This window comes from Streptomyces sp. iso_384 (assembly GCF_056172905.1).
On the sequence record NZ_JBWBTT010000027.1, the window covers coordinates 59095 to 83541 of the forward strand.

Here is a 24447-nt window from a genome sequence, read left to right on the forward strand (position 1 = left end):
GCCGACGCGGGCCGAATCCTCGAAGGAGACACCTCGTGACAGCACGTCTGAAGATCCTCGCCATCAACGGATCGGAACGGGACGGCAACACCGCCGACGTCCTCCGGCACGCGGCTGAGGCAGCCGAGCAACGCGGTGTCGACTTCGAGACCGTCGACCTGCGCAACACCTGGATGGAGCGCTGCGGGCCCTGTGGTGACTGCAACGACCGCCCGGTCGCCTGCGAACTGGCCGACGGGGTTCCCGGCGTGGTGCGCAAGATGGTCGATGCGGACGGCATCATCTTCGCCGCCCCGGTGCACGGCTTCGGCACATCGAGCCTCATGCAGACCTTCATCGAGCGGGCGGGCGTCGGCTATCTGCGGTTCGACCGCCCGCTGAGCAACAAGGTCGCCGGCGTCATATCCGTCGCCCGCCGCTACAGCGCCGGCGAGGTATGGGCCCAGCTCACCGTCAACGCCCTGCTCAACCGGATGATCGTGGTGGGCAGCGGGTTCCCCGCAACCGTGCACGCCCTGCACCGGGGGGACGCGCTCAAGGACGACGAGGGCCTGAAGAACGTCACCCGCCTCGTCCACCGGATGGCCGACATGATGCAGCTGCTCGACGACCACCGCCGCCTGACCGGTGAGGACAACGTCCTGCCCTCCGGCGAGGTCAACGAACGCGTCGGTCTCGCTCTGAACGAGACCGGGGCGTCGGCGTGAGCGCGGCGCCCACGGCCACCGCCCGCGACGGCCTGAGCACGGAGGCCTTCCTCGACGCGTACGGCCAAGTCAGCCGCGCGTTCCACGCCTCGGGCCTGACCGACGCCGAACTGGAGCGCTGGCGCCGCGAGCGGCTGACGAGCGTGCTGCGGCACGTCACCGAGCGCTCCCCGTTCTACCGCTGCCATCTGGCGGGCACGGACATCGAAGCCGTCACTCCCCAGGACCTCTCCGCGCTGCCCTTCACGACCAAGGAGGACCTGCGCCGCGAGATGTTCGACGTCCTGTCGGGGCCGCTGTCCGAGGCGAGCATCTACTACGAGACCAACGGGACCACCGGCTCCGCCACCCCCTGCCCGCGCGGGCCCAAGGACATCGCCACGTCGAACGCGGCCGTGGAGGAATCCTGGCGCCGCCTCTTCCGCACCCACTTCGGGGATCGGATGCCCGTGGTGGGCCTCATGGGCCCGTCCGAGCTGTACGCCTTCGGCGACGTCTTCACCGCCGTCGCGGGCACCCTGGGCGCCTGCCACGTCAAGATCTGGCCGGAGTCGCCGCGGGTGGGGTTCCGCAAGGCGCTGCGCCTGATCGAGGAGCTCGGCGTGGAGGTCGTCGTCTGCGCTCCCGCCCTCTGCCTGAGCCTGGCCAAGGCCGCGCTCCACTACGGCTACGACCTCGCCCGGCTGCCGGTGAAGCTGTTCCTCGTGCTCGGTGAGATCTGCACCCCTCAGTTCGCCGCCAACGTCTCGAGCGTGTGGCCGCACGCCGTGGTGCGACCCGCCCTGTACGGATCCCAGGAGGCACTGTGCATAGCCACCGGTGCCGACAGCGGTCGACTGCACCTGTCGGTACCCAACTACCTCGCCGAGCTCGTCGATCCGGACAGTGGTGCCGCGCTCGGCGACACCGGAGAGGGCGAACTGACGCTGACCATGCTGGTCGACGGCATCAAGCCGCTGATCCGCTACCGAACCGGCGACCTCGTCCGCATCACCCCCGCACCGCCGGGTGCGTCGCTGCCCGGACCGGTCGTCGAGGTCGTCGGCCGGGTGGCCGACCGGATCCCGCTGGGGACGGCGCTGCTGTACCCGGGAGAGCTGGAGGCCGCGATCCTGGAGGGCACGCGCGGCTGCCTGGGCTACCAGGTCGTCGTCGACCGCGCCCCCGACGGCGGCGACGAGATCACCGTACGGATGGATCTGCTGCCCGAGGCCGCCGATCCCGACAGGACCGGTGCGGCCGTGGCACGGCGCCTGCGCCGGCTCACCGACGCCCGCATCCGCGTCGTCGTCGACGCGGAACTCGATCCGGTGACGCACACCGGATCCTTCGTGAGCTGGAAGGCGGCCCGTGTGCTCGACCGTAGGTCGGGCCCCGACCGCGCGGCCGAGACCGCCCGGCAGGTCGCGCACCGCTACGCGATCACCACCTGACCAAAGGACCCCGCGATGAACGACTTGCGCCTGGCGCCCGCCGCGATCGGGGTGGCCACCCGGACGCACCCGCTGCCGCAGGTGCCGATGCTGCCCGCCTACCGGGCACTCGCCCAGCGCTTCGGACCCGACGAGGTCTACCTGCTCGAATCGGCCGCCGGACCGATCCGGGACCGCCGCTACCAGTTCGTGGGCTTCGGCGCCCTGCTGTCGGTGGCCGTCACCGAGGGAGCCGTCCGCGTCGAGGGGCTGCCCACCCTGCGCGGCGCCCTGCTGGAGCGGATCCGCCCGCTGCTCGACGAGGATACCGACGGGTCGCTCCGGCTGCGGACCCCCACCGGTCTGTGGCCGCTGCTGCGCGCCACGCAGGACATGTTCGCCGCCGACGGCTCCTCTACCCGGTTCCGCTTCGGCTTCCTCGGCTACTTCGGCTACGACACCGTGCGTTACGTCGAGGACCTCCCCCACCTCATCGAGGAGCGGCCCGACCTGCCCGACGTTCAGCTCGTGCTCCACCAGGGCTGTGTGGTCCGCGACCTCGCCGCAGAGGGGACCGAACTGCTCCTCCACGAGTCCGACGCCTGGCCCGCCCTGCGCGCCGAGGACATCGCCGCGCTGCTGGCCGCCGCCCCGGACACCCACCCCGAACCCGCGGCGGACACCGTTCCCGAGGCGCTGGTCAGCGACAGCACCGACCCCGCGGCGTTCCACGCCGATGTGGAGCGGTGTTTGCGGCACATCGCGGTCGGCGACGTCTACCAGGTGCAGATCGGCCATGAACTCACCATGCGGTCCACGGCCGACCCGGTCGACGTCTACCAGCGGCTGCGTCGGCGCAACGCCTCGCCGTACATGTACCTCGCCAGTGTCGGAGGCCAGTGCGTCATCGGCGCGAGCCCCGAACTGTTCGTACGGATCGAGCAGGGCACCGTCACCATGCGGCCGATCGCCGGGACGCTCCCGCACAACGGGGGGGACGACACACAGAGCGCCGAACGGCTGCGCTCCGATCCCAAGGAGATCGCCGAGCACACCATGCTGGTGGACCTGTGCCGCAACGACATCGGCCGGATCGCGAGGTCGGACACCCTCGCCGTGCCGGACGAGTTCGTCGTGGAGAGGTACTCCCACGTTCTGCACCTGGTGTCGACGGTCGTCGGTGAGGCGGAGCCGGACAAGGACGCCTTCGACGCCGTCGCGGCCCTGTTCCCGGCAGGGACCATGACCGGCACGCCCAAGATCCGGGCCATGGAGGTCATCGAGACCGTCGAGGACAGCCGCCGCGGTCTGTACGCCGGTGCGCTCGGCCTGATCGACGTCGGTGGATACACCAACCTCGCCCTGTGCATCCGCACCCTGTTCCACCGCGACTGCGTCTATCGCACGCGCGCGTCGGCCGGCATCGTCGCCGACTCCGTACCGGCGGGCGAATGGCGCGAGACGCTCGCCAAGATGAGTGCCGCCCACTGGGCGGTCACCGGAAAGGAACTGCTGTGACGATCCCGCCCGCCGGCCCGCGGCCGCGCGTCCTGGTGGTCGACGCCTTCGACAGTTTCGTCGACATTCTGCGCCAGTACCTGATGTCCTCCGGGGCCGACCCGGTCATGGTGCGCTCGGGGGAGTTCGCCCCGGCGCAGCTGGAATCCGGCCTCCCCGACGCGATCCTGCTCGGGCCCGGCCCCGGGCACCCCGACGTATCCGGCCACGTCGAGATCGTGCGGGCCTTCGCGGGGCGGCTGCCGCTGTTCGGCGTCTGCCTCGGCCATCAGGCGATCGGCCGGGCCTTCGGGGCGAGCGTGGTGCCGGCACGGCGGCTGATGCACGGTAAGGCCAGCCCCGTGGAGCACGACGGACGAGGGCTGTTCGCCGGGCTGCCGGACCGCTTCGCCGCGACCCGCTACCACTCGCTGATCGTGCCCGAACTGACCGTCCCCTCCTGCCTGGAGGTGACCGCCCGGTCCGCCGACGACGGGTATGTGATGGGGCTGCGCCATCGCACCCTGCCGATCGAGTCGGTGCAGTTCCACCCGGAGAGCTTCCGCACCGACCACGGGATGCGGTTGGTCGCCAACTTCCTCGACGACGTACGGAAGTTCCGTGTGGCGGAGCCGGACGACCGGGCCGCCTGAGCCGGCCGTGAGGTCCGCACATGCCGAGATGCACGGGGCAGGACCCGCGTGATGGGCTCGTCCACATCGGCGTCGCGTATCACGGAGGCACAGTGGAGTACTGGAACAGCCGGGCGGAGACCATGCCCCGCGACGAACTGGAGCGGTGGCAGTGGAGCCGGCTCAGCCGGGCGTTGGACCACGCCCGACGGTCGTCCCCCTTCTGGGCGGGGCGGATCCCCGACGGCATCACCTCGATGGCCGCCTACACGGAGCGCATGCCGCTGCTGCACAAGGCGGATCTGCTTGCCTCCCAGCAGGCGTCCCCGCCGTACGGCACCTGGCCCTCGACCGACCCGGCACGGGGCGTGCGCCATCATCAGACCAGCGGAACCAGCGGCAACCCCCCGGTCAGGACGTTCGACACAGAACGCGACTGGAAGTGGATCACCGACACGTTCTGTACCGCCCTCTACAGCAACGGTGTCCGCTCCCACCACAAGGGTCTGGTCGCCTTCGGCTACGGGCTGTTCGCCGGCTTCTGGGGCATGCACTACGCCCTGGAACGCATGGGGTGCACCGTCGTCCCGGCCGGCGGCCTCGACTCCACCACCGTGGTCCGGCTCCTCGTCGACCTGCAGATCGAAGTGCTCGGCCTCACCCCCAGCTACGCGATGCGGCTGATCGAGACCGCGGGCGAGATGGGCGTGGACCTGGCCCGGGACGCCAACGTCCAGGTCATGCTGGCCGGTGCGGAACCGCGCTCCGACTTCACGACGCGCACCATCGAGGAGGCGTTCGGAGCCCGCGTCTTCAACGCCGCGGGAACCACCGAGTTCGGCGGGGTCTTCATGTTCGAATGCCCTTCGCGCCGGGGTGCCTGCCACATCAACGAGCCGACCGTGATCGAGGAGGTCCTGCATCCCGGAACCGGCCTGCCGGTCGGCTACGGCGAGGAGGGGGTACGCGTCACCACCGGCCTGTACAGGGAGGGTATGCAGCTCTTCCGCCACTGGACGGAGGATATCGTCGTCAAGCGGCCCCACACCGAATGCGGCTGCGGCCGCACCTGGGACTTCCTCGACGGAGGCATCCTGCGGCGGGTCGACGACATGCGCAAGGTCCGCGGAGTCTCCGTCACCCCGGTGATGATCGAGGACGTGCTGCGCGGCTTTCCCGAGGTCGGCGAGTTCCGCTCGTCCATACGTACGGTCCGAGGACTCGACACCATCCACGTCCAGGCCGAGGCCGGAGTGGTCGACGGCGAGGCGGCACAGGCGCTGCGGGCCCGGATCGCCGAGGACTTCAAGCGTCAGATCGGCATCCGCCCCCAGGTGGAACTCTCCCCGGCGGGCAGTCTGCCCCGCACCAGATGGAAGGCGGCACGGCTTCATGACGAACGGCACCTGGCTCACGCCTGAGGATGAGCGCCGCCTCCTGGAGAGCTATCACGCCCTCCTGGGCCTCGCGGAGAGCTGCCGGGTTCCCGCGGTGCACGCCGCCCTGCGCGGTGCCCTCGCCGAGCTGCGCGTCGCACTCGACGGGCAGGCGGTGAACCTGGAGGACTACTACCGGCCGCCCGGTGAGGGCGAAGCAGCCTGAGGCGCGGAGCGCACGGCATGGGGTGAGGGGGCGGACCGGCCGGTCCGCCCCCTCACCCCATGCCGCTGTCACTTCTTCGGCGTGCCCTTCACCGCGTCCTCCAGCTGGGCGCCGGTGTACGCCTCGGCGTCCCGGAAGTACTCCACCCGCAGGCTCTCGGCATTGCGCACACCGTTGTCCAGGCGGTCCTTCTCGTACGCGTCGAGCAGTGACTGCGCCTCGGCGGTGGCCTCGGCGAACCGCTCGGCAGGCACGGCCGAGCGGGACAGGACGTCGTCCATGGCCCGGGTCATGACGTCCTGGGCACCGGCGAAGTCGCCGAAGAGAGCGCCGCGGCACGGCGGCACGCCCTCCTTCCCGCCCTGCGGGTACGAGCCCAGCTGCCGGCTCGCCAGCCGGTGGAAGGGGTGGGCGTCGAACCAGCCCTCCTCCTCCAGCAGGCGGTAGGAGGACCGGGTGACTGGGACGAAGCTGCTCGCGATGTGCCGGTCGGCTGCGTTGCGCGGGTTGTTGAGGAACTGCATGAAGGCGAGTGCACCGTCCTGGGTGACCTGGTCGAGGCCGTCGGCGAGCCAGAGCGAGGTGCCCGCGATGATGTTGCCGCCTGCCGCGTCGCCGTCGGGCTGCGGGAAGGGGCCCACGGTCAGCTCGAAGCCGGCGTTCCCGGCCGCCATCTCCATGTAGTTCAGGTCGTTGGACGAGGTGATCCGCAGCGCCACGTCCTGGTCTGCGAAGGCCTTGATGTTGCCCTCCCAGTCCGGGATCTTCCCGGTGTAGAGGCAGTGCCCCTCGCGGTGCAGCCGCTGCCACCACTCGACCCAGGTGAGCATCTCCTTCGACGCCAGGTCCAGCCGGGTGGCCCGTCCGGTGCGGCCGTTGCCGTTGTCTGCGAGCTCGCCGCCCTGGGCCGCGAGCGCCTGCTGGAAGAAGAGGCCGTGGTTCGCCCAGGTCACCCCGTGCGACGGGCCGTCCTCCAGGGCGGCGACCGCCTGGCACACCGTCTCGATCTCGCCCCAGGTGCTCGGGAGACCGACACCCGCCCGGTCGAGCACCGTCTTGTTGCCGTAGACGAGCATCGCGGTGACGACGGCCGGCATCGAGGTGAGGTCCCCGTCGAGGGAGTAGTGTTCGCGCACCGCCGGAAGGATGTCGTCGAGGACGACCGGCTCGCCGAGGATCTCGGTGCGCCCCGCGATCGCCTTCTGGACCGAGGTGAACAACGGGCCACCCTCGGGCGTGCGCGAGTCCCGGGCCGCCTGCGTGACCGCGAAGTAGTACTCCGCGACGGCCGGGGGCCTGCCCTGCTCGGCCGCCTCGGCTATCTGCTGCGACAGCAACCGGAAATCGCGGCCCTCGATGTTGATCTCGTACTCGGGGTGCGCCTTCTCGAACTCCGCCCCCAGGGCATGGAGCCGGTCCATGTAGCCGGGAAACGTCAGGTCGGCCACCCAGACGTCGATCGGGGTCCTGTCGGTCATGCCGTGCCTCATCTCTCTTCGAACAGTCGGAATGCGATCCGCGGGTGGCGGAGGGGGCGAACGGTTCAGGCCGCGGCAGCCACGCGGCCGAGTGAGCGGGCGAAGGCGCGGACGTCGCCGGTGAGCGCTTCGGGCTGTTCGAGCGCGGCGAAATGGCCGCCCTTGTCGAACTCCGTCCAGTGGACGATGGTCGGGATGTCCCGGTCCGCGAAGCTGCGGACGGGTACGAAGATGTCGTCGGGGAACACAGCGACGCCCACCGGCACGGTCAGCGGCGTGGGGACGGCACCGGCGGCTGCCGCGCGTACGCCGGCCGCGCCCTCGTAGTAGAACTGGGCGGACGAACCCGCGGTGGCCGTCAGCCAGTAGATCGTCACGTTCGTCAGCAGGCGGTCGCGGTCGACGGCGTCCTCCGGCACGGCCGTCGCGCCGGTCCAGTCGAGGAACTTCTCGACGATCCAGGCGAGCTGGCCCACCGGCGAGTCGGTGAGCCCGTAGGCGAGGGTCTGCGGACGGGTCTGCTGGAGCTTCATGTAGCCGGAGAGCTCCGCGTCGAAACGGCCGAGCTTGGCCAGACGTGCCTGGTCGCGCTCGTCCAGTGCGGCGAGTTCCGACGGGTCGCCGGAGGGGAAGGTCATCAGCATGTTCACGTGCACGCCGATGACGTGCTCGGGGTCGATGCGGCCCAGCTCCAGGGAGATCACCGCTCCGGCGTCGCCGCCCTGGGCGACGTAGCGGTCATAGCCCAGACGCGCCATGAGCTCCGCCCACGCGCGGGCGATCCGCGGGGTGTCCCAGCCGGTCTCGGAGAGCGTGGAGAAGCCGTAGCCCGGGATCGACGGGATGACCAGGTGGAAGGCGTCCGCCGGGTCGCCGCCGTGCGCGCGGGGGTCGGTCAGCGGCCCGATCACGTCCAGGAACTCGGCGACCGAACCCGGCCAGCCGTGGGTCAGGAGCAGCGGGGTCGCCTCCGGCTCGGGGGAGGTGACGTGCAGGAAGTGCACCTGTGCCCCGTCGATCTCCTCGACGAACTGGGGGTGGGCGTTCAGCTGAGCCTCCGCGGCACGCCAGTCGAACGAGGTGCGCCAGTACTCGGTGAGCTCTTTGAGATACCCCAGAGGAACCCCCCGATCCCAGCCGACACCGGGCAGCTCGTCGGGCCAACGCGTCGCGTCGAGGCGGCGGCGCAGGTCGTCGAGCTGGGCCTGCGGAATGGCGATGTGAAAGGGATGCATGAGCGCTCCGGGGAAGGCTGACCCGTCGTCGGGTCGCGTCGGGTCGTCGGTCGTGGCGGACGCGCACAGGAGGGACCGGTCCCGGACCCCAGAGCGCCCAGCCCGTATCGTCCGCCGCCCTTCGAGCCCCCCGCATCTTGAGGATTGCTCGACCGCCCGGGGCGTCCAGCGGGGGACGGCGCACAGGAGGGCAGCCCGGAAGATGCGGTGCCGCGTCCGCGGCTGGCAGCGTGACCGGCGCGCGCGGCACCGCCGCCTGCCGCACCGATCAAGGAAGGACACGTAGATGAACGTTTCCACCGCTCCCGCGGCCGACGGCCTCCTCGACGCCGTCGTCCGGGCCGCGCCCGACGACGTGGCTGCGGAGTTCCGCACGCTGGTGGATGCCCTGTGGTCCGACGGCGCGGCGCACGCGGACGCCGCCGAGTCCGTGCCCGCGCTCGTGGCCGCGCTCGCGGAGGCCGCCGCCGACCGCAAGGGGCATGTGGCCGTACTGCTCGGCCTGCTGGCCGAGTCGGAGTATCCGGCCACCGACGGCCCGCTGACCCTCGCTGTACGAGGCCACCTCAGCCTCTACCTGGAACTGCTGCGGACACCCGGCATCGGAAAGCCGCTCACGCTCGCGCTCCTGTATCTCCTGGCGCACTTCCCCGGTGACCGCGACCGGATTCTCGCCGAGGCCGCCGAACTGGACCTGGAGGCGGAGGACCTCTCCCGGCTGGACCGGGCGCTGCGCACCCTGGACCCGCACAGCCCCGCCCTGGGACGGGTGTGGCCCGCGCCATCGGCATGGACCCTGAACGAGGACGAGCAGGCCTTCGACCAGGGGTGGATCGCGGAGCTGACGCCCGAGCAACTCGTGGCGAGCTGGGAGAACGACACCCGTACCGTCCTGGGCTGCATCGGCGCCCGGGCCTACTGGGCGGTGGGCAACGGCGATCCGCGGAACCTGCCCGCCGCGCCCGTGCCCGAGCGCCGGGAGGTCACCGCTCCGGTCGCCGACGCCACTCTGTTCGCCCCCCACACCGATGCGCTGCGCTGCCCGTCCTGCGCGGGCTCCCTGGAACCCCGCGACGGATTCGCGCACTGCGGCGGCTGCCGGGCGCGCTACCCGGTCGCCGGGGGCATCCTCGACCTGACCGCCGCCGCGGACGAGGGCGAGGGCGACGCCGACTTCCTGGAGAAGCTCTCCAGGGTTCCCAGCATGGGCCTCTTCTACGAGGCCGTGGCGCGCCCGGCCTTCCTGCGCGTCTCCGGCTCGGACTGGGGCGGCGCCATCTCCCCCGAGGACGAGGACCGCTACATCGCCGAGAACGTGCGGCCCGTGGAAGGCCCCGTCCTCGACCTGGGTGCGGGAGCCGGCCGGTGGACCGCGACGATCGCCGCGACGGTCGGCGCCGGGCGGCTCATCGCCCTCGACAGCGCCCTGCCGATGCTCAATGTGCTGCGAGGACGGCTGCCGGAGGTTCCCTCCGTCCTGGCATCGGCCGCGGAACTGCCCTTCGAGGACGCCTCGCTGGGCGCCGTGGTGTGCTGGAACGCCCTCCAGGCCTTCTACGCCGACGCCGGCGCGGCCATCGCCGAAGTGGGCAGGGTCCTGCGGCCGGGCGGCACGTTCACCCTGATGACCTTCCGGCGCTCGGAGGACCCGGTCTACCGCCACTTCCAGTCCGCCCACCGCTTCCCGCAGCACCAGGGCGGCCTTCAGCTCTTCGACATCGACGACCTCCGCCGCTGGCTGGCCGCCGCCGGTCTGAGAGTTCGCGAAGAGAGCGGTCCGGGGACGTTCGTGTTCCTGACGGCCGTGCGTGAGCACTGAGAAGGACGAGGGGAGAGCTGCCGACATGAATCACCACGATGTCCTGCCGGACCTCTTCGCGGCTCCCGGAGCCCCGGAGTACGAGGAGGCGACCGAGGTCTTCAACCTCGCCGCCCCGGTCCGCCCCGACGTGGCCGTGACCGCCCGCTCGGTCGCCGAGGTCCGCGCCGCCGTGCGTGCGGCGGACGAACGGGGCCTGCCGGTACGGATGCACACCACCGGACACGCTTCCGGCTCCCGCCCCCGGGTCGCGGGCGGAGCACTCATCCGCACCCGGCTGGAGGGCGGCGTCGAGGTCGATGTGCGGCGCCGCACCGCGCGCGTCCCGGCGGGCACGACATGGGGCGAGGTCGTGGCCGCCGCCGCGCCGCACGGACTTGCCGCCCCGCACGGATCCGCCGACCACGTCGGTGTCGTGGGGTATCTGCTCGGCGGTGGCGTCAGCTTCTACGGCCGGCACACCGGACTCGCCGCCAACAGTGTCCGCGCGGTCGAACTCGTCCGCGCGGACGGCACCCTCGTCCGCGCGGACGAGGAGAGCGACGCAGAACTGCTGTGGGCTCTGCGGGGCGGCGGCGGCGGCTTCGGCGTCGTCACCGCGGTCGAGATCGACCTCTTTCCGGTTGCCGGGGTCGTCACCGGTGCGGCCTACTGGTCCGCGGCCCACGCACGGCCCCTCCTCCGAGCCTGGCGCGACTGGTCCGGGAACGCCCCGACCCATGCGACGACATCGTTCCGGGTGATGAACCTGCCGCCGGTCCCGGGTGTTCCACCGGCCCTCGCCGCCGGGCCGGTGGTGTGCGTGGACGGCGCGGTGCTCGCCGCGTCGCCGGACGAGGTGCCCGAGGCACGGCGGCAGGCGGAGGCGCTGCTCGGTCCGCTGCGCGACCTGGCCGCGCCGCTGCTGGACACCTGGTCGCTCACGGACGCGGCCGGGGTGCTCGACGCCCATATGGATCCGGCCGAGCCCGTTCCGTTCGTCGGCGACCACTTCCTCCTCTCGGAACTCGGCGACGACGCGGTGGACGCGTTCCTGGGCGCGGTGGGCGAAGGGTCCGGTTCTCCTCTGGTGGTGGCCACGCTGCGGCAGCTCGGCGGGGCGTTCGCCGAGGCGGACCCGCGGGGTGGCGCGCTGAGTCTGGTGGACGCGGCGTACGCGTACATGGGATCGGGGCCGCCGTTCGGACCGGTCGCGGTGGCGGACCTCGAACGCCACTGTGCCTTGGTGCGGGCCGCGCTGGGCCCCTGGAGCACCGGCACCACCGTGCCCTCCCTGGTGGAGGGGGCCACGAGCCCGCAGCGCCATCTGGACCCCGCCGCCGCGGCGGCAGTGGACCGGGTGCGGCAGCGGATCGACCCGGGAGGGCGGTTCGCTGGCGACTTCGCGCCCGCCGTGGACCGGAAACCGGGGTGCCCGGCGGGCTGAAGACCCACCTCCTGACGTATTGGACCGCCCGGCGCGGACTCCCACGGAGTCCGCGCCGCGCGCTTGGCGCTCGGCCGTTGCCCGGGGCTACTTGAACGTGACCGCCTGGCCGCCTCCCTCGCCCGAGGCGCTGCCCAGGCCGACCTGGGTCGGCGTGGCCTTGGCGTCCACCTTGCCCCACACCACTCCGTCGGCGGTCACGACCGCCTCGAAGGAACTGTGCACCACGATCGTGGTGTTCACCTTGCCCTGGGCGTCCGAGACGACGTCCTTCGCCGTGGTCTTGTCGCAGCCGTACTTGCCCGGCTCCACGAACGCGCAGTGCCCCAGGTGGAACACGGTGTTCGGGGTCAGGCCGGTGGCGGTGACGGTCACCTGCTGACCGTCGGAGAGCCCCGACGCCGGCGACACGCTGACGGCCGGTGCGGCGGCGGCGCTCGCGGAGGGCTGGAAGGACACCGCGAGGCCGACGGCGAGGGCGGCGGTGGCACCGAGCCGGGCGGCGAGAGCGAGCTTGTTCTTGGCAGACATGTTGTGACTCCATGTGAGTTGTGAGGGGAAATGGCGGACTCGGCGGGATGCGGCGTCTTCGTGCCGCTCCCCTCTGTCCGCTCAAAAAGTTAGCGATCGAAGATCCGCACCGTCATCTCTCAAGTTGCTTCATGAAACTCACTAGGACGGGCCATCAGGACGGCACTCTGCGAGATGCGTCGGCGCCGCCCGTCGCGGGACGCTGCCGGGTGGGCCCTTGACCGGGAGACGAGGTACAGGAGCCCTGTCCACACACGACGACGGGAAGAACAGGCACATGACTGCAGGCAGTGCTCCCAAGGCGGGGCGGAAGGAGTGGATCGGGCTGGGAATTCTCGCCCTTCCCACCCTCCTCGTAGCCCTTGACGTTTTCGTACTGCTTCTCGCGCTGCCGCATCTGAGTGCGGACCTGGGCGCGGACAGCAACCAGCAGCTGTGGATCATGGACATCTACGGCTTCATGGTCGCCGGGTTCCTCGTACCCATGGGCACGCTCGGAGACCGGATCGGACGCCGCAAGCTGCTTCTGATCGGCGGCGCGGCGTTCGGCGCCGCCTCGCTGCTCGCCGCGTTCGCCACCGGTGCGGGCATGCTGATCGCCGCCCGAGTCCTGCTCGGCATCGCCGGCGCGGCCATCAGCCCGTCCACGCTGGCGCTGATCTCCACGATGTTCCAGGACGCCAAGCAGCGAGCCGCGGCGATCGGCATGTGGGCCAGCTGCTTCACCCTCGGCGCCATCATCGGCCCGCTGCTCGGCGGTGTCATGCTGGAGCACTTCTGGTGGGGCTCGCTCTTCCTCCTCGGTGTTCCCGTGATGGTCCTGCTCCTGGTCGTGGGCCCCAAGGTGCTGCCCGAGTCCGCCAATCCCGAGGCGGGAGGGATCGACATGCCGAGCGTCGCCCTCAATCTGGGGACCACCCTCCCGGTCATCTACGGCATCAAGGAGCTCGCGCGCAACGGCTGGAGCGCCCTGTCTGTCGCCGCCGTGGTCGTGGGCATCGTCCTCGGTGTGCTCTTCGTTCGCCGTCAGCGCGCTCTGGCCTCCCCGCTGCTCGACGTGACGCTCTTCCGCCACGCCCGCTTCAGCGCCTCGCTGCTCGGTCTGCTCGCGTACAGCCTCATCGGCGGTACGGTCATGCTGTTCATGACCCAGTATTTCCAGGCGGCCCAGCGCATGACGCCCCTGGAGGCCGGTCTCGGCCTGCTCCCGGGCATGGCGGCCGCGACCGTCTCCTTCATGGTCTGCCCCATCATCGCCCGCAAGATCCGTCCCGCGTACGTCATCGGCGCGGGCATCGCCGGTGTGGTTGCCGTCCTGCTCGCCTTCTCGCAGCTCGACGCAGCGTCGGGAACCACGACCCTCGTCGTGGGCTTTGCCGTCTTCTCCTTCTGCGGTGCGCCCCTGGTCGCGCTCGGCACCAACATGGTCGTCGGCACCGTCCCGCCGGAGGAGGCCGGTTCGGCCGGAGCGCTCTCCCAGATCAGCAACGAGTTCGGCGCCGCCCTCGGCGTCGCGACCCTGGGCACCCTGGGACTCGCCGTCTACCGCGACCGGATCGACACCGCCGTCCCGGCGGACGTTCCGGACGGTGCGGCGGAGGCCGCCCGCGACAGCGTCTCCGGAGCCGCGTCCGCCGCCCAGGGGCTGCCCCAGCAACTCGCCGACGCGCTGATGGAGCCGGTCCGCGTGGCCTTCACCGGAGGCATCCACATCGTCGCCACCGTCAGCGCGATCCTGATCGCGGTGGCCGGAGTCTTCTTCGTCGCCCTGATGCGGCACATCCCGCCGGTCGGCCAGGAGGAGGCTCCGCCGAAGGAGGCCGCCTCGGAGGAGGATACGTCGGAGGCGGCCCCCGCCGAGGAGAAGACCCTCGCCGTCTGACCGGCGCGCGGCGCCGCCCGTACGCGAGAACGCCCGGCCGGGGAAGCCCCGGCCGGGCGTTCTTCCGTGTGCGGATCCCGCCCCGGCGCGAGGTCAGCGCAGCTCGACGTCCGTGTACCTGGCGAGCGCGGTGAGGAATTCGCCCCGCGACAGCGCGGCGGCGACGAGCTCGATGTCATCGGCCATGTAGCGGTCCACCCCGAGCGCCGGCACCAGGGAACGTACCGCCTCGTACGTGGCCTTGGACGCGGGGCTCAGGTCGTCGAAGCGGCCCGAGACGTCGACGGCTTGGGCGGCGGCGAGGAACTCCACGGCGAGGATGCGGTTGTTGTTGCCGAGCACCCGGCGAGCGTTGCGGCCGGCGATCAGGCCCATGCTGACGATGTCCTGGTTGTCGCCGTTGGACGGGACGGACTGGGTGGACGCCGGGCCGATGGTGCGGTTCTCCGCCACCAGGGCGGTCGCCGGATACTGGGCTCCGGCGAACCCGCAGTTGAGGCCGGGGTTCGCGGCCACCAGGAACTCGGGCAACCCGTAGCTGAGGTGACGGTTCAGCAACCGGTTGAGCTGCCGCTCGGCCAGGACGCCGAGCTGGGTGAGGGCGATGGTGACGAAGTCCAGGACGAAGGCTATCGGCTGGCCGTGGAAGTTCGCGCCGTGGAAGATCTCCTGACCCTCGAAGAAGAGCGGGTTGTCGTTGGCCGAGTTGAGCTCGATCTCCAACTTGTCCTGCGCGTGGTACAGGGTGTCGCGGACGGCGCCGAGGATCTGCGGGACGGCCCGCAGGGTGTATGCCTTCTGCAGGTACGTCTCGGTCCGCTGGACCTTCTTGCCGTCCTCCTTCCCGTCCTGCACCTGTTGGCGCAGTTCCGCGTGGTCGGCGATCAGCCGGCTGCCGGCCAGCAGGGCCCGCATGTTGGCGGCCGAGTCGATCTGCCCCCGGTGGGGCCGGGCCACGTCGTGGCCCTCCGCCAGGAACGGGCTCGCCGATCCGCGCAGAACGTCGTTGAGCAGAGCCGAGACCAGCTCGGCCTGCCGTGTCTGGTCCAGCGCGCGCTGGACCACCAGCGAACCGAGACCGGTCATCGCCGATGTCCCGTTGATCAGCGCGAGGCCCTCCTTGAAGCGCAGCTGGAGTGGCTCGATGCCCTGCTCGCGCAGGACCGAGGCCGTCTCCACCCGCCGCCCGTCCCGCAGCACGTACCCCTCGCCGATCAACGTGCTCGCGATGTGGGAGAGGGGAACGAGGTCGCCGCTGGCGCCCAGCGAGCCGATCTCCGGGATGGCCGGAACGATGCCCCGGTTCAGGTAGAGGGCGAGACGGTCCAGGATCTCCGGGCGGACCGCGGAGTGCCCCTTGGCGAGGGTGTTGAGACGGGCCGCCATGATGGCCCGCGCCTCGTCCTCGGCGAATATCGGCCCCACGCCGGAGCAGTGGCTGCGCACCAGGTTGGTCTGCAGCTCGACTTCCTGGGACTTGTCGATCTGCATGTAGATCATCTCGCCGTACCCGGTGGTGACGCCGTAGATGGGAACGTTCTGCTCCGCCAGCTCCTCCAGCATGGCCCGGCTGCGCAGCGTCTTCTCGACCGAGTCCGGGGCGACGTCCGCCTGGGCACCCTCCTCGGCGACGCGCCCGACGGCTTCGATGGTGAGGGTCTGGCCGTCGAAGGACACGGAAGCGGCGGCGGTCTCGACTGAGGTCAACGTTTTCACTCCGGAAATAGATGCGGTGAGGGAAGCCGTGCGGGAGACAGGACGCGTGCCAGGGGTCAGCGCAGTGCGTCCTCGGCGGCAAGTTCGCGCAGGACGCGGCGTAGCAGCTTGCCCGTCGGATTGCGGGGCAGCCCGGCGACGAAAGTGACGTCTTCCGGCACCTTGTACCAGGTCAGAGACGCGCGGCAGGAGGCCAGGAGCTCATTTCGCAGAGTCTGGGCGTCCGTCGCTTCCCCAGGATGCCGAAGGACGGCATAGGCGCGCAGTACGGAGATGCCGGAGTCGCGTCGTATCGCGCACACCGCCGCCTCCTCGACGGCTGGGTGAGAGACGAGCCGGTCCTCGATCTCGGTGGGATGGACGTTGATACCCGCGACGATCTCCACGTCGTCGAGCCGGCCGTGGACCCGGACGAACCCGTCGGCGTCCAGGACCGCGGCGTCGCTGGTGGCGTACCACTCGTCGGGCCGCAGGCGGATCGGAGCGTCGCCCCCGCTCGGGACGCCGGGACCGATGGTCGGCCCCGCCACCTCCAAGCGCCCTTCGGCACCCGCCGCGACGGGCAGGCCGTGGTCGTCGACGACTCGCAGGCGATAAGGGGGGAGCACCCGGCCCAGGGTGAATTCACGCATCTCGGCGGGGCCGTTCGCCAGCAGGGCGTGTCCGATCTCCGTCGTGCCGTACACGTTGAGCAGCCGCGGTCCGAGAATCCCGCGCAAATCACGCTCCAGCGACTCGGGCAGCACCTCTCCGGCCACCACCGCCACCCGCAATCGGTCCAGCACCCGCCGTGCGTCGGGGTGGCCGAGCATGTGGGCGAAGAATGTCGGCTGGCTGTAGAAGACGCTCACGCTGTACTTCTCCAGGACGGCCAGCGAATCGCCCGGCGTCAGCCGACGGGGGGTGAGCACCGCGGCGCCGCCGGTCAGAAGGGGGAAGAAGAGGGAGTTGCCCAGGCCGTACGCGAAGTTCATGCGCGGCACCGAGTAGCTCACGTCGTCAGCCGTGACACCGACGGCCCCGCCGGCCGCACCGGTCAGGATCTCCGGGTCGCCGTGTGTGTGGAAGCAGAGCTTGGGACCGCCGGTCGTCCCGGAGGTGAAGGCCGCGAACGCGGGGGTGTCGTCGTGGACGACGGCGTACGGCGGCACCGGTGCGTCGCAGTCCAGTGCGTCCGGTGTGATGACGGGCGCCGAGAACCGGTCGGCGAACTCCGGGTCCGCGACCACCGCCGCGGGTGCGGCGACCGACGAGGCCCGGATCATCTCGTCCGGGTGGAACATGCTGTTGACCGGCACCGCGACGGCCCCGATGCGCAGGGATCCGAGGAAGGCCCAGATGAACTCGATGCCGTCGGGCAGAGCTATCAGCACGCGTGACCCCTGGCCCAGCCCCCGCGCGGTGAAGGCGGCAGAGGCGCGAGCGGCGCCCGCGAACACGTCCTCGAAGCGGTGGACGCTGTCGTCCACGAAATACGCGGGGCGCCCCATCCACCCCCTGGACAGGGCGGTGTCGGCCAGCTGCTCGACGAAGTTGGTCACCGGCAGACTCCTTCGATCTCCACCAGCAGGTCGGGGCGGCAGACGTCCACGTTGAAGTACGCGATGTCCGCCCCGGGGCGGAACACATCGGCGCACCGCGCGCGGACGGTCGGCAGGTCGGCGGCGTCACGGACGTAGACCTTGACGCAGTCGAGGTCCGCCAGGCGGAATCCGCCGACCAGGCCGTGGCGGTGCAGGTTCTCCGGGGCGATGAGCGCCTCGATGTTGGAGAGGGTGACATCGCACTGCCCCTCCACGTCGTCGTGGTGGACCGTGTCGTCACCGATGATGCTCGCCGTCCCGGACACGTACAGCGTCGGCCGCTGCGCCCAGGCCGGCTCCAGGACCGTGGCACGGGCGAAACTGGGCGGCCTGGGACCGTACCGCGAGGGGTACTGGTGCGCCGGGGTCTGCCGCGGGTTCTCCAGGTGGCGTGCGCGCCCCGTGCGGCAGGCGAGGAAGTAGAGGTCGATGCCGGGACGCAGGGAGCCGATGCCGGTCGCCGCCGGCATGCCGTCGATCCGGCCGGACCAGGACTCGAACGCCCGGGCACGGCCCATGCAGAAGTCCCGGTAGTTCTCCATGCCCTCGGCGTTGGGTCCGGTGATGTCCCCGACGAGGTTCCACATCCGCAGCAGCTCGGTGTACCCCAGCCGCCACATGAGGGCGAAGACCTGCTCGTACACGGCGTTCACCGCGTCGCGGTAGACCTCGCGCCCGTCGATGCGGACCGCGCAGAACAGATGCTCGCCGTCCTCGGCGTGCACCAGATCGCCTTCGCGGCCCGAGCGCACCGGCCGGTCGCTCGTCCACACCTCGGTGACGCGCTCGGCACTCCGGTCCGCCATGGCGATCCGCACCAGCGGGGCGCCGTCGTGCAGCCCGGGCGGCCGGCCGCTGTGGCCGTAGGTCACCCTGCCGAGCACATGGCGCCCGGCGGTGCGGCCCTTCTCCTCGTCGCCGGGTTTCATGAAGAGGCAGTCCAGGGCGGGCGCCGCCAAGGCCGGAGCGCCGGGGTGGATGACTGTCACGATGTCCTTCCCGCCGCGTCGAATGCGGCTGTACGCGGGTGAGCGGAGGGCCGGTCGACGGGCGACGCCGGCCAGGGCAGCTCCCGGGCGGCGAAGCCGTCCGCGTCCACCCACAGCGCCCGCAGCCCCCGCAGAGCGGAGGCGGCACGGTGGGAAGGGGTGCCCAGAGCCAGGCGGGGCCCGTGGACCCGCTGGACGAGCCGCACGAGAACACTGCTCGCGATCAGCCGTGCCAGCGGCGCGCCGGGACAGTGGTGCGGGTCCGCGCCGAACGCCAGATGCGGTGAACTGCCGTCCGCGGCGAACACGTCGGGGCTGGCCGCGAGCGCCGGATCGCGATGGGCCGCCGCGAGGAGCAGCACCATCACCGTCCCCCGGGGCACCGGTGTGCCGCACAGGTCGAGATCCGTTGCGGCGCGGCGCCGCACCAGCTGCACCGGCGGGTCCAGACGCAGGGTCTCCTCCACCACGTGCTCCGTGTGACCTGGGTCGTGCCGCACGGCGTCGATCTCGTGCGGGGCCCGCAGCAACGCCAGAGCGGAGCCAGAGACGAGGGCAGCGGTGGCCTCGTACCCGGAGCCCAGCAGGGACCGGCCGAACGAGGCGGCCTCGGCTTCGTCGAGCCGCTCACCGCCGGGTTCGCCCCGCATCAGACGGGAGAGCAGGTCGTCGCCGTCGGTACGCCGCCGCCGTTCCACCACCCGGGCGAAGTAGTCGTCCAGATCGGCCGCCGCCCGCCCGTGCTCCGCCACGGCCGCCGAGGTGTCGGCCCCGGCGAGAGCGGGGCCGGGGTCCAGGGCGGGTGAGAGCGCCATCGTCCGCCGGTGCAGCCACTGCGCGTCGGCGGGAGGCAGTCCCAGCAGGTGGGAGAGGACGGCCATCGGTACCGGGTGCGCGAGGTCGGTGACCGCTTCCAGGCGTCCGCGGGCGGCCACCGAGTCCAGACGGTCGTCGATGACACTGCGGAGTACGGGAACGAGGGCCGCCGCGGTCCTCGCGGAGAAGGCGCTCTCCACCGCACGCCGCAGACGGCCGGCGGAGAGCGGGCAGACGCCGACGGGCACCGACGAGGTGTCCGTGGCGCGCAGCGCGGCCTCGCAGTGGGCGCGGGAGGACAGGACGACCACACCCTGACGGAGCCACACCGGTCCGGAGCGGCGGATGCGGTTGAGCAGGGGGTAGGGGTCGGTGCGGGCACCGCCTTCGAGGAACCGCAGCACGAGAGTGCGGGCGTCGTCATGGTCGCGTCCGCCTGCAAAGGAGAGGCGCGTCGTTGAAGGACCGCTTTCCATCGCACAGCCTTTCTGCGTCTGGTTGCGTCGGCAGAATGCGCGGCCCGACCGATGGGCGTCCATTCCGAGTTGGGTAAGCCTCCGCGGCTTCACCGACTTGCGGACGACTCGGCCAAGTCCGCTTGCCGCGCGGTCCCGCTGCTCCTGGGATGACCCCAGGCGACACACGAGGGGATGGCGACACATGGCGGACGGACTCCTCCACAAGCGGGCGGGAGCAGAGCTCCGGGAGCACCGGGCCGGCGCAGGACAGGAGGGCGGCCCGCCGCCTCCGCCGCCGAATCCGCGGCGCTCCCGGGCGCTGGCTCTGCTGCTGGTCGGCCCGTTCCTCTCGCTGTTCGACCAGTTCTGCGTCAATCTCGCCGCACCGTCGATCAACGAATCGTTCCGGCTCACCCCCTTCGAATTCCAGGCGGTGGTCGGGGGGTACGGCCTGGTCTACGGCCTCGGCCTGATCACCGGCGGCCGGCTCGGCGACCTGTTCGGGCGGCGGCGTATGTACCGGGCGGGTATTGCCGTCTTCGCGATGACCTCGCTGGCCTGCGCGCTCGCCTGGTCCCCGGGCTCGCTGATCGCGGCGAGGCTGGCCCAGGGCGCGGCCGCGGCGCTCCTGCAACCGCAGGTTCTGGCGCTGATCCGGACCCAGTTCCCGCCCGCCGAGCAGCAGAAGGCGCTGTCCTGGTTCGCCGTGTCGATGAGCCTGGGCATGGTCGGCGGCCAGATCCTCGGCGGGGCCCTGCCGGCGTGGGACCTGTTCGGGTGGGGGTGGCGCCCCGTCTTCCTGCTGGCCGTGCCGCTGTGCCTGGTGGTGTTCCTGGCCCTGCCCGCCGTACTGGAAGCCGATCGGCCGGCTCTCGCCGGCCGGGGGACCGACGTCACGGGCGCCATGCTCGCCGCCGTCTCGATGGGATGCGTGCTGGTGCCGCTGGCCGGGGTCCGGGAATGGCCGTTCCTCCCCGGCGGGCTGCTGGTATGCCTGGCCGGGTGTGTGTTCGCCGCCGTGTTCGTCCGGAACCAGCGGACCCGGATCCGCGGCGGCAGGCCGGCGATACTTCCGGTGGACCTGTTCGCCGTGCCCGTCTTCGTCCACGGCGTCCTGCTCAACTTCCTCCTTTACATGGCCAGCGTTCCCTTCGCCGTGGTCCTGGCCCTCTACCTGCAGGACGAGGCCGGTCTGAGCTCCGCCGAGGCGGGACTGGCCTTCACCCCCGCGGCCGTCGCCGTTGCCGTCGGCTCGCGGATCGCCGCCCCGCTGCTGGCGCGATTCGGCCCGCCGGTGCTCGTCGCCTCCGCCGCCCTGGTCGCGGCCGGTCTCGCCGCGGCTCCGGCCGCTTCCCTGCTGGCGGACGACGGCACTTCCCTGATCCTGCTGCTGGTGGGCATGGCCGTCTACGGAGTGGGCAACGGCATGATCGTCCCTCTGCTGACGAGCACGGTGATGAGCCGGGTGCCCCCCAAGGACGCGGGCGCCGGAGCCGGTGTCCTCGCGACCACGCAGCAGCTCGCGGCGGCCCTGGGCATCGCCGTCGTCGGGATCGTCCTCTACCCGGCCTCATCCGCCCTCGGGCTGCGCTACACATCCGCTATGGCCGCCGGGGTGGCCGTCGCCGCTCTCGCCGTCCTCCTCGCCGCCCGGCTGGCCGCACTCGCCCGGAACGGCGCGAAGGGGTAGCGCGGGCGCCGTGGTCCGGGACCGGCCGTCAGCCGATGCCGAGGCCGGCCCTGAACCAGGCCTCCGCGTCCCGGATCCGCGCCTCCGTCGAGGCCCGGTCCGCGCCGGTGATGACGAACGCGGCGAGGAAGTCCCCGGAGTGGGACGCGTCCTGGACGGTCTGCCCCACCTCCGCGTAGACCGTGTACTTCACGACGCCCTCGGGAAGCGTCGCCGGGTCGGGCAGTGCCCGCAGCACACCGGGACGCTTGGTGAAGAGCAGCTGACCGGCGAGCTGCGCGGGGTCCTGGCGTTCCCCCGCCCCGACCGGCAGCCCGAGCTGCCGGCGTACCGGATACTCCATCGGGTCGAAGCCGAACAGGACCTTGTGCACATCCCGCACCCCCGCGCCGCCTGCTCTCGACGCGGCCTCGCACAGGACGAGTTCGCCGTCGAGGGTATGGAACACCTCGATATGGAAGGCGTGGTCCTCCGGGCCGCCGAACGAGGCCAGCACCCGCTCGCCGAAGGCGATGAGCCGGCGGGCCAGCGGGTCGGCGGTGTCGAGCGCGATGTCGACGCGGCCCTTGCGGTCCCGGTAGTCGGCGAGCGCGTACTGGTACTGCGAGGGCCACATGCTGGTGATCCGGCCGTCCAGGACGGTGCCGTCGATGTGGCACATGGCCCCTTGGACGAAGGCCTCGGCGAGCCACTGCGGCTCGCCGTCCGGGCCGAGGAGAGCGGTGGCCGCCGACCAGGCGGCGAGCTCCTCGCGGGTACGCAGCACGGATACGCCGACCGAGAGCGCACCCCGGCGAGGCTTGACCACGACCGGCATCCCGTGCCGGTCGGCGAAGCTCCCGAGGTCGTCGGCGGAGCGCAGCAGCGTGTGCTCGGCCACCGGTATCCCGGCGCTCCGCGCGGCGAGCTTCATCTCCCACTTGTCGCGGTACACCCGGGCGGTGTCCAGGTGCTGCCCCGGCAGGCCGTACCGCTCGCGCAGGGCGGCCGACCGTTCGATGTCGAACTCGTGGCAGGCGACGATGTCGGTGACCGCGAACTCCTCGATGAGTTCGGCGGCCCGCTCGGCCACCCGGGCGCCGGTGTCGTAGTCCGCCACCGCCTCGGCGTGCGCGTAGGGCGCCACGGCGGGCAGTTCCTCGCCGAACAGGGCGAGCTGCTCGGCCGATGCCAGCAGGACGATCTTCTCCCCGTGGTCCCCGAGCCACCGCTCGTAGGGGTTGGCGCGCAGCGAGCCGCGGTGCAGGACGAGCGTGGTCATGACGGGGCTCCCTCGTTCCAGATGCTGACGTAGCGCTCCCCGGTGTCGGGGAGGATCGTGACGATGGTCCGGCCCGCATAGGCGGGCTCCCGGGCCAGCAGGGCCGCGCCGTGGACGGCGGCGCCGGAGGAGAGACCGGCGAAGATGCCCTGGTTCCGGGTGAGTTCGCGGGCGGTCCGGGAGGCGTCCTCGTCGGAGCAGGTCAGGACGCGGTCGATGAGCGAGACGTCCGTGGTGGGGGAGACGAAGCCGCCGTTGAGCCCGGGGATGCGATGGTTTCCGGCGTGCCCGCGGGAGAGTACGGGTGAGCCTTCCGGCTCCACCGCGACGATCTCCAGCTCCGGGTTGTGCTCCCGCAGGAAACGCCCCGCACCGGTGAGGGTGCCGCCCGTGCCGACCCCGGCCACCAGGACGTCCACCCGGCCACCGGTGTCCGCCCAGATCTCCGGGCCGGTGCTCTCGTAGTGGGCCCGGACGTTGTCGGGGTTCTCGTGCTGGCGCACGTACCACGAGCCGGGCAGGGCGGCCTGGATCTCCTCGGCCTTGGCGATCGCCCCGGCGAACCGCTCGGCGCTGGGCGTCTTCACGACCTCGGCCCCCAGGGCGGTCAGCAGACCGATCCGCTCGGACGTGGCGCTGTCGGGCAGGACCACCACGCAGCGGTAGCCGTGCAGGGCGCTCAGCGCTGCCAGGGCGATCCCGGTGTTGCCGGAGGTGGACTCCACCACGGTGCCGCCGGGGGCGATGTCGCCGCGCCGCTCGGCGCCGCGCAGCATCGCCAGGGCGGCACGGTCCTTGCTGCTGGCGAACGGGTTGGCGGATTCGATCTTGGCGAGGACCTCGGCGCGGGGCTGCGCGTCGGCGACGGCGAGGCGGACCAGGGGGGTGTTGCCGATGAGTTCTTCGACCCCGGAGGCGATCCGCCGCCGGGGAGGTGCGGTGAGGAGGTCGATGGTCACCAGAGGGCTCCAGTGCTCGGAAAAGAGGAGAAGGAAGAGAGGGACGGGAAGGACAGGCGGGAGGGGCGGAGGGAGGGGTACGGCGGAGTCACCAGGAGCCCGCCGAGGCCAGCGCCTGCACGGGGTCGGCGACCGCTCCGGGGCCCCCGTCGACGCCCGGGACCGCCCGCGGGCCGGGCGGCGCGAGCCGGACGACCGACGGCGCCGCGTACACGCGGGCCCCGGGGGGCAGGTCCTCGGTGACGGTGGCCATGGCGCCGATCAACGCCCGGGCGCCGATGGTCACCGGCCCCAGCACGGTCGCGTTCGCCCCGAGGATCACCCCGTCGCCGACGACGGGGTGCCGGCGGGCCCCGGGCGGGCGCCGGTTGTCGGTCCACCACCCCACCGCCCCGAGGGTCACCTGCTGGTAGATCGTCACGTCGTCGCCGACGACGGCCGTCTGGCCGATCACCACCGACGCCCCGTGATCGATGAAGACGCGCCGACCGAGTACCGCGCCGGGATGGATCTCGACGCCCGTGCGGCGGCGGGCGACACGGGCGACGGCCCGCGCGGCCGTACGCATACGCCGCCTGTACAGCCGGTGCGCCACGCGATGGGCCCACACGGCGGACAGCCCGGTGTGGCCGATGGCCTCCCAGCGGTTGGCGAGGGACGGATCACGGGCGACGACGACACGGATGTCCTCGTCCAGCGTGCGCAACAGCCCCGGCTCTTCCGGCATGTGTCCGGCTCCTTCCGGCGGCACCGC

At 71.7% G+C, this 24447-nt stretch carries 20 protein-coding genes; 10 read left to right on the plus strand and 10 right to left on the minus strand.

All coding sequences use genetic code 11. The features are described 5' to 3' along the window. Positions 1 to 35: 35 nt before the first annotated feature. The 6 genes from AC0VY3_RS37580 to AC0VY3_RS37605 all read left to right on the plus strand — a co-directional run bounded on the left by AC0VY3_RS37580 (position 36) and on the right by AC0VY3_RS37605 (position 5850). Positions 36 to 707 (plus strand): flavodoxin family protein, encoded by a 672-nt coding sequence (locus tag AC0VY3_RS37580; RefSeq protein WP_103513046.1) that lies wholly within the window; start codon positions 36 to 38, stop codon positions 705 to 707. After that, the gene (locus AC0VY3_RS37585; RefSeq protein WP_475551971.1) at positions 704 to 2140 is read left to right on the plus strand and encodes a phenylacetate--CoA ligase family protein; all 1437 of its coding nucleotides are present in this window, start codon (positions 704 to 706) and stop codon (positions 2138 to 2140) included. Before AC0VY3_RS37580 ends, AC0VY3_RS37585 begins: the two co-directional genes overlap by 4 nt. 15 nt (positions 2141 to 2155) lie before the next feature. Further along, on the plus strand, positions 2156 to 3637 hold the full coding sequence (locus AC0VY3_RS37590; RefSeq protein ID WP_103513044.1) for an anthranilate synthase component I family protein: 1482 nt from the start codon (positions 2156 to 2158) through the stop codon (positions 3635 to 3637). Continuing rightward, positions 3634 to 4269, plus strand: coding sequence for an anthranilate synthase component II (locus tag AC0VY3_RS37595; protein WP_258047485.1), 636 nt, complete (start codon positions 3634 to 3636; stop codon positions 4267 to 4269). Before AC0VY3_RS37590 ends, AC0VY3_RS37595 begins: the two co-directional genes overlap by 4 nt. Before the next feature lie 92 nt (positions 4270 to 4361). Beyond that, positions 4362 to 5669 (plus strand): AMP-binding protein, encoded by a 1308-nt coding sequence (locus tag AC0VY3_RS37600; protein WP_103513042.1) that lies wholly within the window; start codon positions 4362 to 4364, stop codon positions 5667 to 5669. Then, complete coding sequence (locus AC0VY3_RS37605; protein WP_103513041.1) at positions 5641 to 5850, plus strand: DUF6052 family protein; 210 nt, start codon at positions 5641 to 5643, stop codon at positions 5848 to 5850. The genes AC0VY3_RS37600 and AC0VY3_RS37605 overlap by 29 nt, the downstream gene beginning before the upstream one ends. Before the next feature lie 68 nt (positions 5851 to 5918). On the opposite strand, the gene AC0VY3_RS37610 is transcribed toward AC0VY3_RS37605, so the two are convergent. Both AC0VY3_RS37610 and AC0VY3_RS37615 read right to left on the minus strand, forming a co-directional pair. Then, positions 5919 to 7328, minus strand: a complete 1410-nt coding sequence (locus AC0VY3_RS37610; protein WP_103513040.1) for an extracellular solute-binding protein — start codon at positions 7326 to 7328, stop codon at positions 5919 to 5921. Positions 7329 to 7393: 65 nt separating this feature from the next. Beyond that, the gene (locus AC0VY3_RS37615) at positions 7394 to 8563 is read right to left on the minus strand and encodes an epoxide hydrolase family protein (protein WP_103513039.1); all 1170 of its coding nucleotides are present in this window, start codon (positions 8561 to 8563) and stop codon (positions 7394 to 7396) included. Between the two features lie 286 nt (positions 8564 to 8849). On the opposite strand from AC0VY3_RS37615, the gene AC0VY3_RS37620 reads away from it, so the two are divergent. Further along, positions 8850 to 10382 (plus strand): class I SAM-dependent methyltransferase, encoded by a 1533-nt coding sequence (locus tag AC0VY3_RS37620; protein WP_103513038.1) that lies wholly within the window; start codon positions 8850 to 8852, stop codon positions 10380 to 10382. Positions 10383 to 10407: 25 nt separating this feature from the next. Next, positions 10408 to 11808 (plus strand): FAD-binding protein, encoded by a 1401-nt coding sequence (locus AC0VY3_RS37625; protein ID WP_475551972.1) that lies wholly within the window; start codon positions 10408 to 10410, stop codon positions 11806 to 11808. Between the two features lie 87 nt (positions 11809 to 11895). Here AC0VY3_RS37625 and AC0VY3_RS37630 read toward each other — a convergent pair whose 3' ends face one another. Further along, positions 11896 to 12339: an enediyne antibiotic chromoprotein gene (locus tag AC0VY3_RS37630; RefSeq protein ID WP_103513036.1), complete on the minus strand. Its 444-nt coding sequence runs from the start codon at positions 12337 to 12339 to the stop codon at positions 11896 to 11898. Between the two features lie 277 nt (positions 12340 to 12616). Here AC0VY3_RS37630 and AC0VY3_RS37635 point away from each other — a divergent pair, with 277 nt between their 5' ends. Beyond that, entirely contained in the window at positions 12617 to 14221 is a 1605-nt protein-coding gene (locus AC0VY3_RS37635) for an MFS transporter (RefSeq protein ID WP_103513035.1), read from the plus strand. 93 nt (positions 14222 to 14314) lie between these two features. Here AC0VY3_RS37635 and cmdF read toward each other — a convergent pair whose 3' ends face one another. The 4 genes from cmdF to AC0VY3_RS37655 form a co-directional block, all read right to left on the minus strand. Further along, the gene (gene cmdF / locus AC0VY3_RS37640; protein ID WP_103513034.1) at positions 14315 to 15928 is read right to left on the minus strand and encodes a tyrosine 2,3-aminomutase; all 1614 of its coding nucleotides are present in this window, start codon (positions 15926 to 15928) and stop codon (positions 14315 to 14317) included. A gap of 65 nt (positions 15929 to 15993) precedes the next feature. Continuing rightward, positions 15994 to 17478 carry an AMP-binding protein gene (locus tag AC0VY3_RS37645; protein ID WP_475551973.1) on the minus strand — a complete coding sequence of 495 codons (1485 nt, stop codon included), beginning with the start codon at positions 17476 to 17478 and terminating at the stop codon, positions 15994 to 15996. After that, complete coding sequence (locus AC0VY3_RS37650) at positions 17475 to 18509, minus strand: FkbO/Hyg5 family chorismatase (RefSeq protein ID WP_475551974.1); 1035 nt, start codon at positions 18507 to 18509, stop codon at positions 17475 to 17477. Before AC0VY3_RS37650 ends, AC0VY3_RS37645 begins: the two co-directional genes overlap by 4 nt. Continuing rightward, on the minus strand, positions 18506 to 19801 hold the full coding sequence (locus AC0VY3_RS37655; protein ID WP_103513032.1) for a cytochrome P450: 1296 nt from the start codon (positions 19799 to 19801) through the stop codon (positions 18506 to 18508). Before AC0VY3_RS37655 ends, AC0VY3_RS37650 begins: the two co-directional genes overlap by 4 nt. Positions 19802 to 19985: 184 nt before the next feature. Between AC0VY3_RS37655 and AC0VY3_RS37660 the strand changes: the two genes are divergently transcribed. After that, the gene (locus AC0VY3_RS37660) at positions 19986 to 21473 is read left to right on the plus strand and encodes an MFS transporter (protein ID WP_475551975.1); all 1488 of its coding nucleotides are present in this window, start codon (positions 19986 to 19988) and stop codon (positions 21471 to 21473) included. A 28-nt stretch (positions 21474 to 21501) separates the two neighbouring features. Here the strand turns inward: AC0VY3_RS37660 and AC0VY3_RS37665 are convergent, their stop codons facing one another. The 3 genes from AC0VY3_RS37665 to epsC form a co-directional block, all read right to left on the minus strand. Continuing rightward, entirely contained in the window at positions 21502 to 22734 is a 1233-nt protein-coding gene (locus tag AC0VY3_RS37665) for an ATP-binding protein (RefSeq protein WP_103513030.1), read from the minus strand. Further along, positions 22731 to 23693 (minus strand): PLP-dependent cysteine synthase family protein, encoded by a 963-nt coding sequence (locus AC0VY3_RS37670; protein WP_103513029.1) that lies wholly within the window; start codon positions 23691 to 23693, stop codon positions 22731 to 22733. Before AC0VY3_RS37670 ends, AC0VY3_RS37665 begins: the two co-directional genes overlap by 4 nt. Before the next feature lie 88 nt (positions 23694 to 23781). Then, entirely contained in the window at positions 23782 to 24420 is a 639-nt protein-coding gene (epsC, locus tag AC0VY3_RS37675; protein ID WP_103513028.1) for a serine O-acetyltransferase EpsC, read from the minus strand. Positions 24421 to 24447 lie beyond the last annotated feature (27 nt).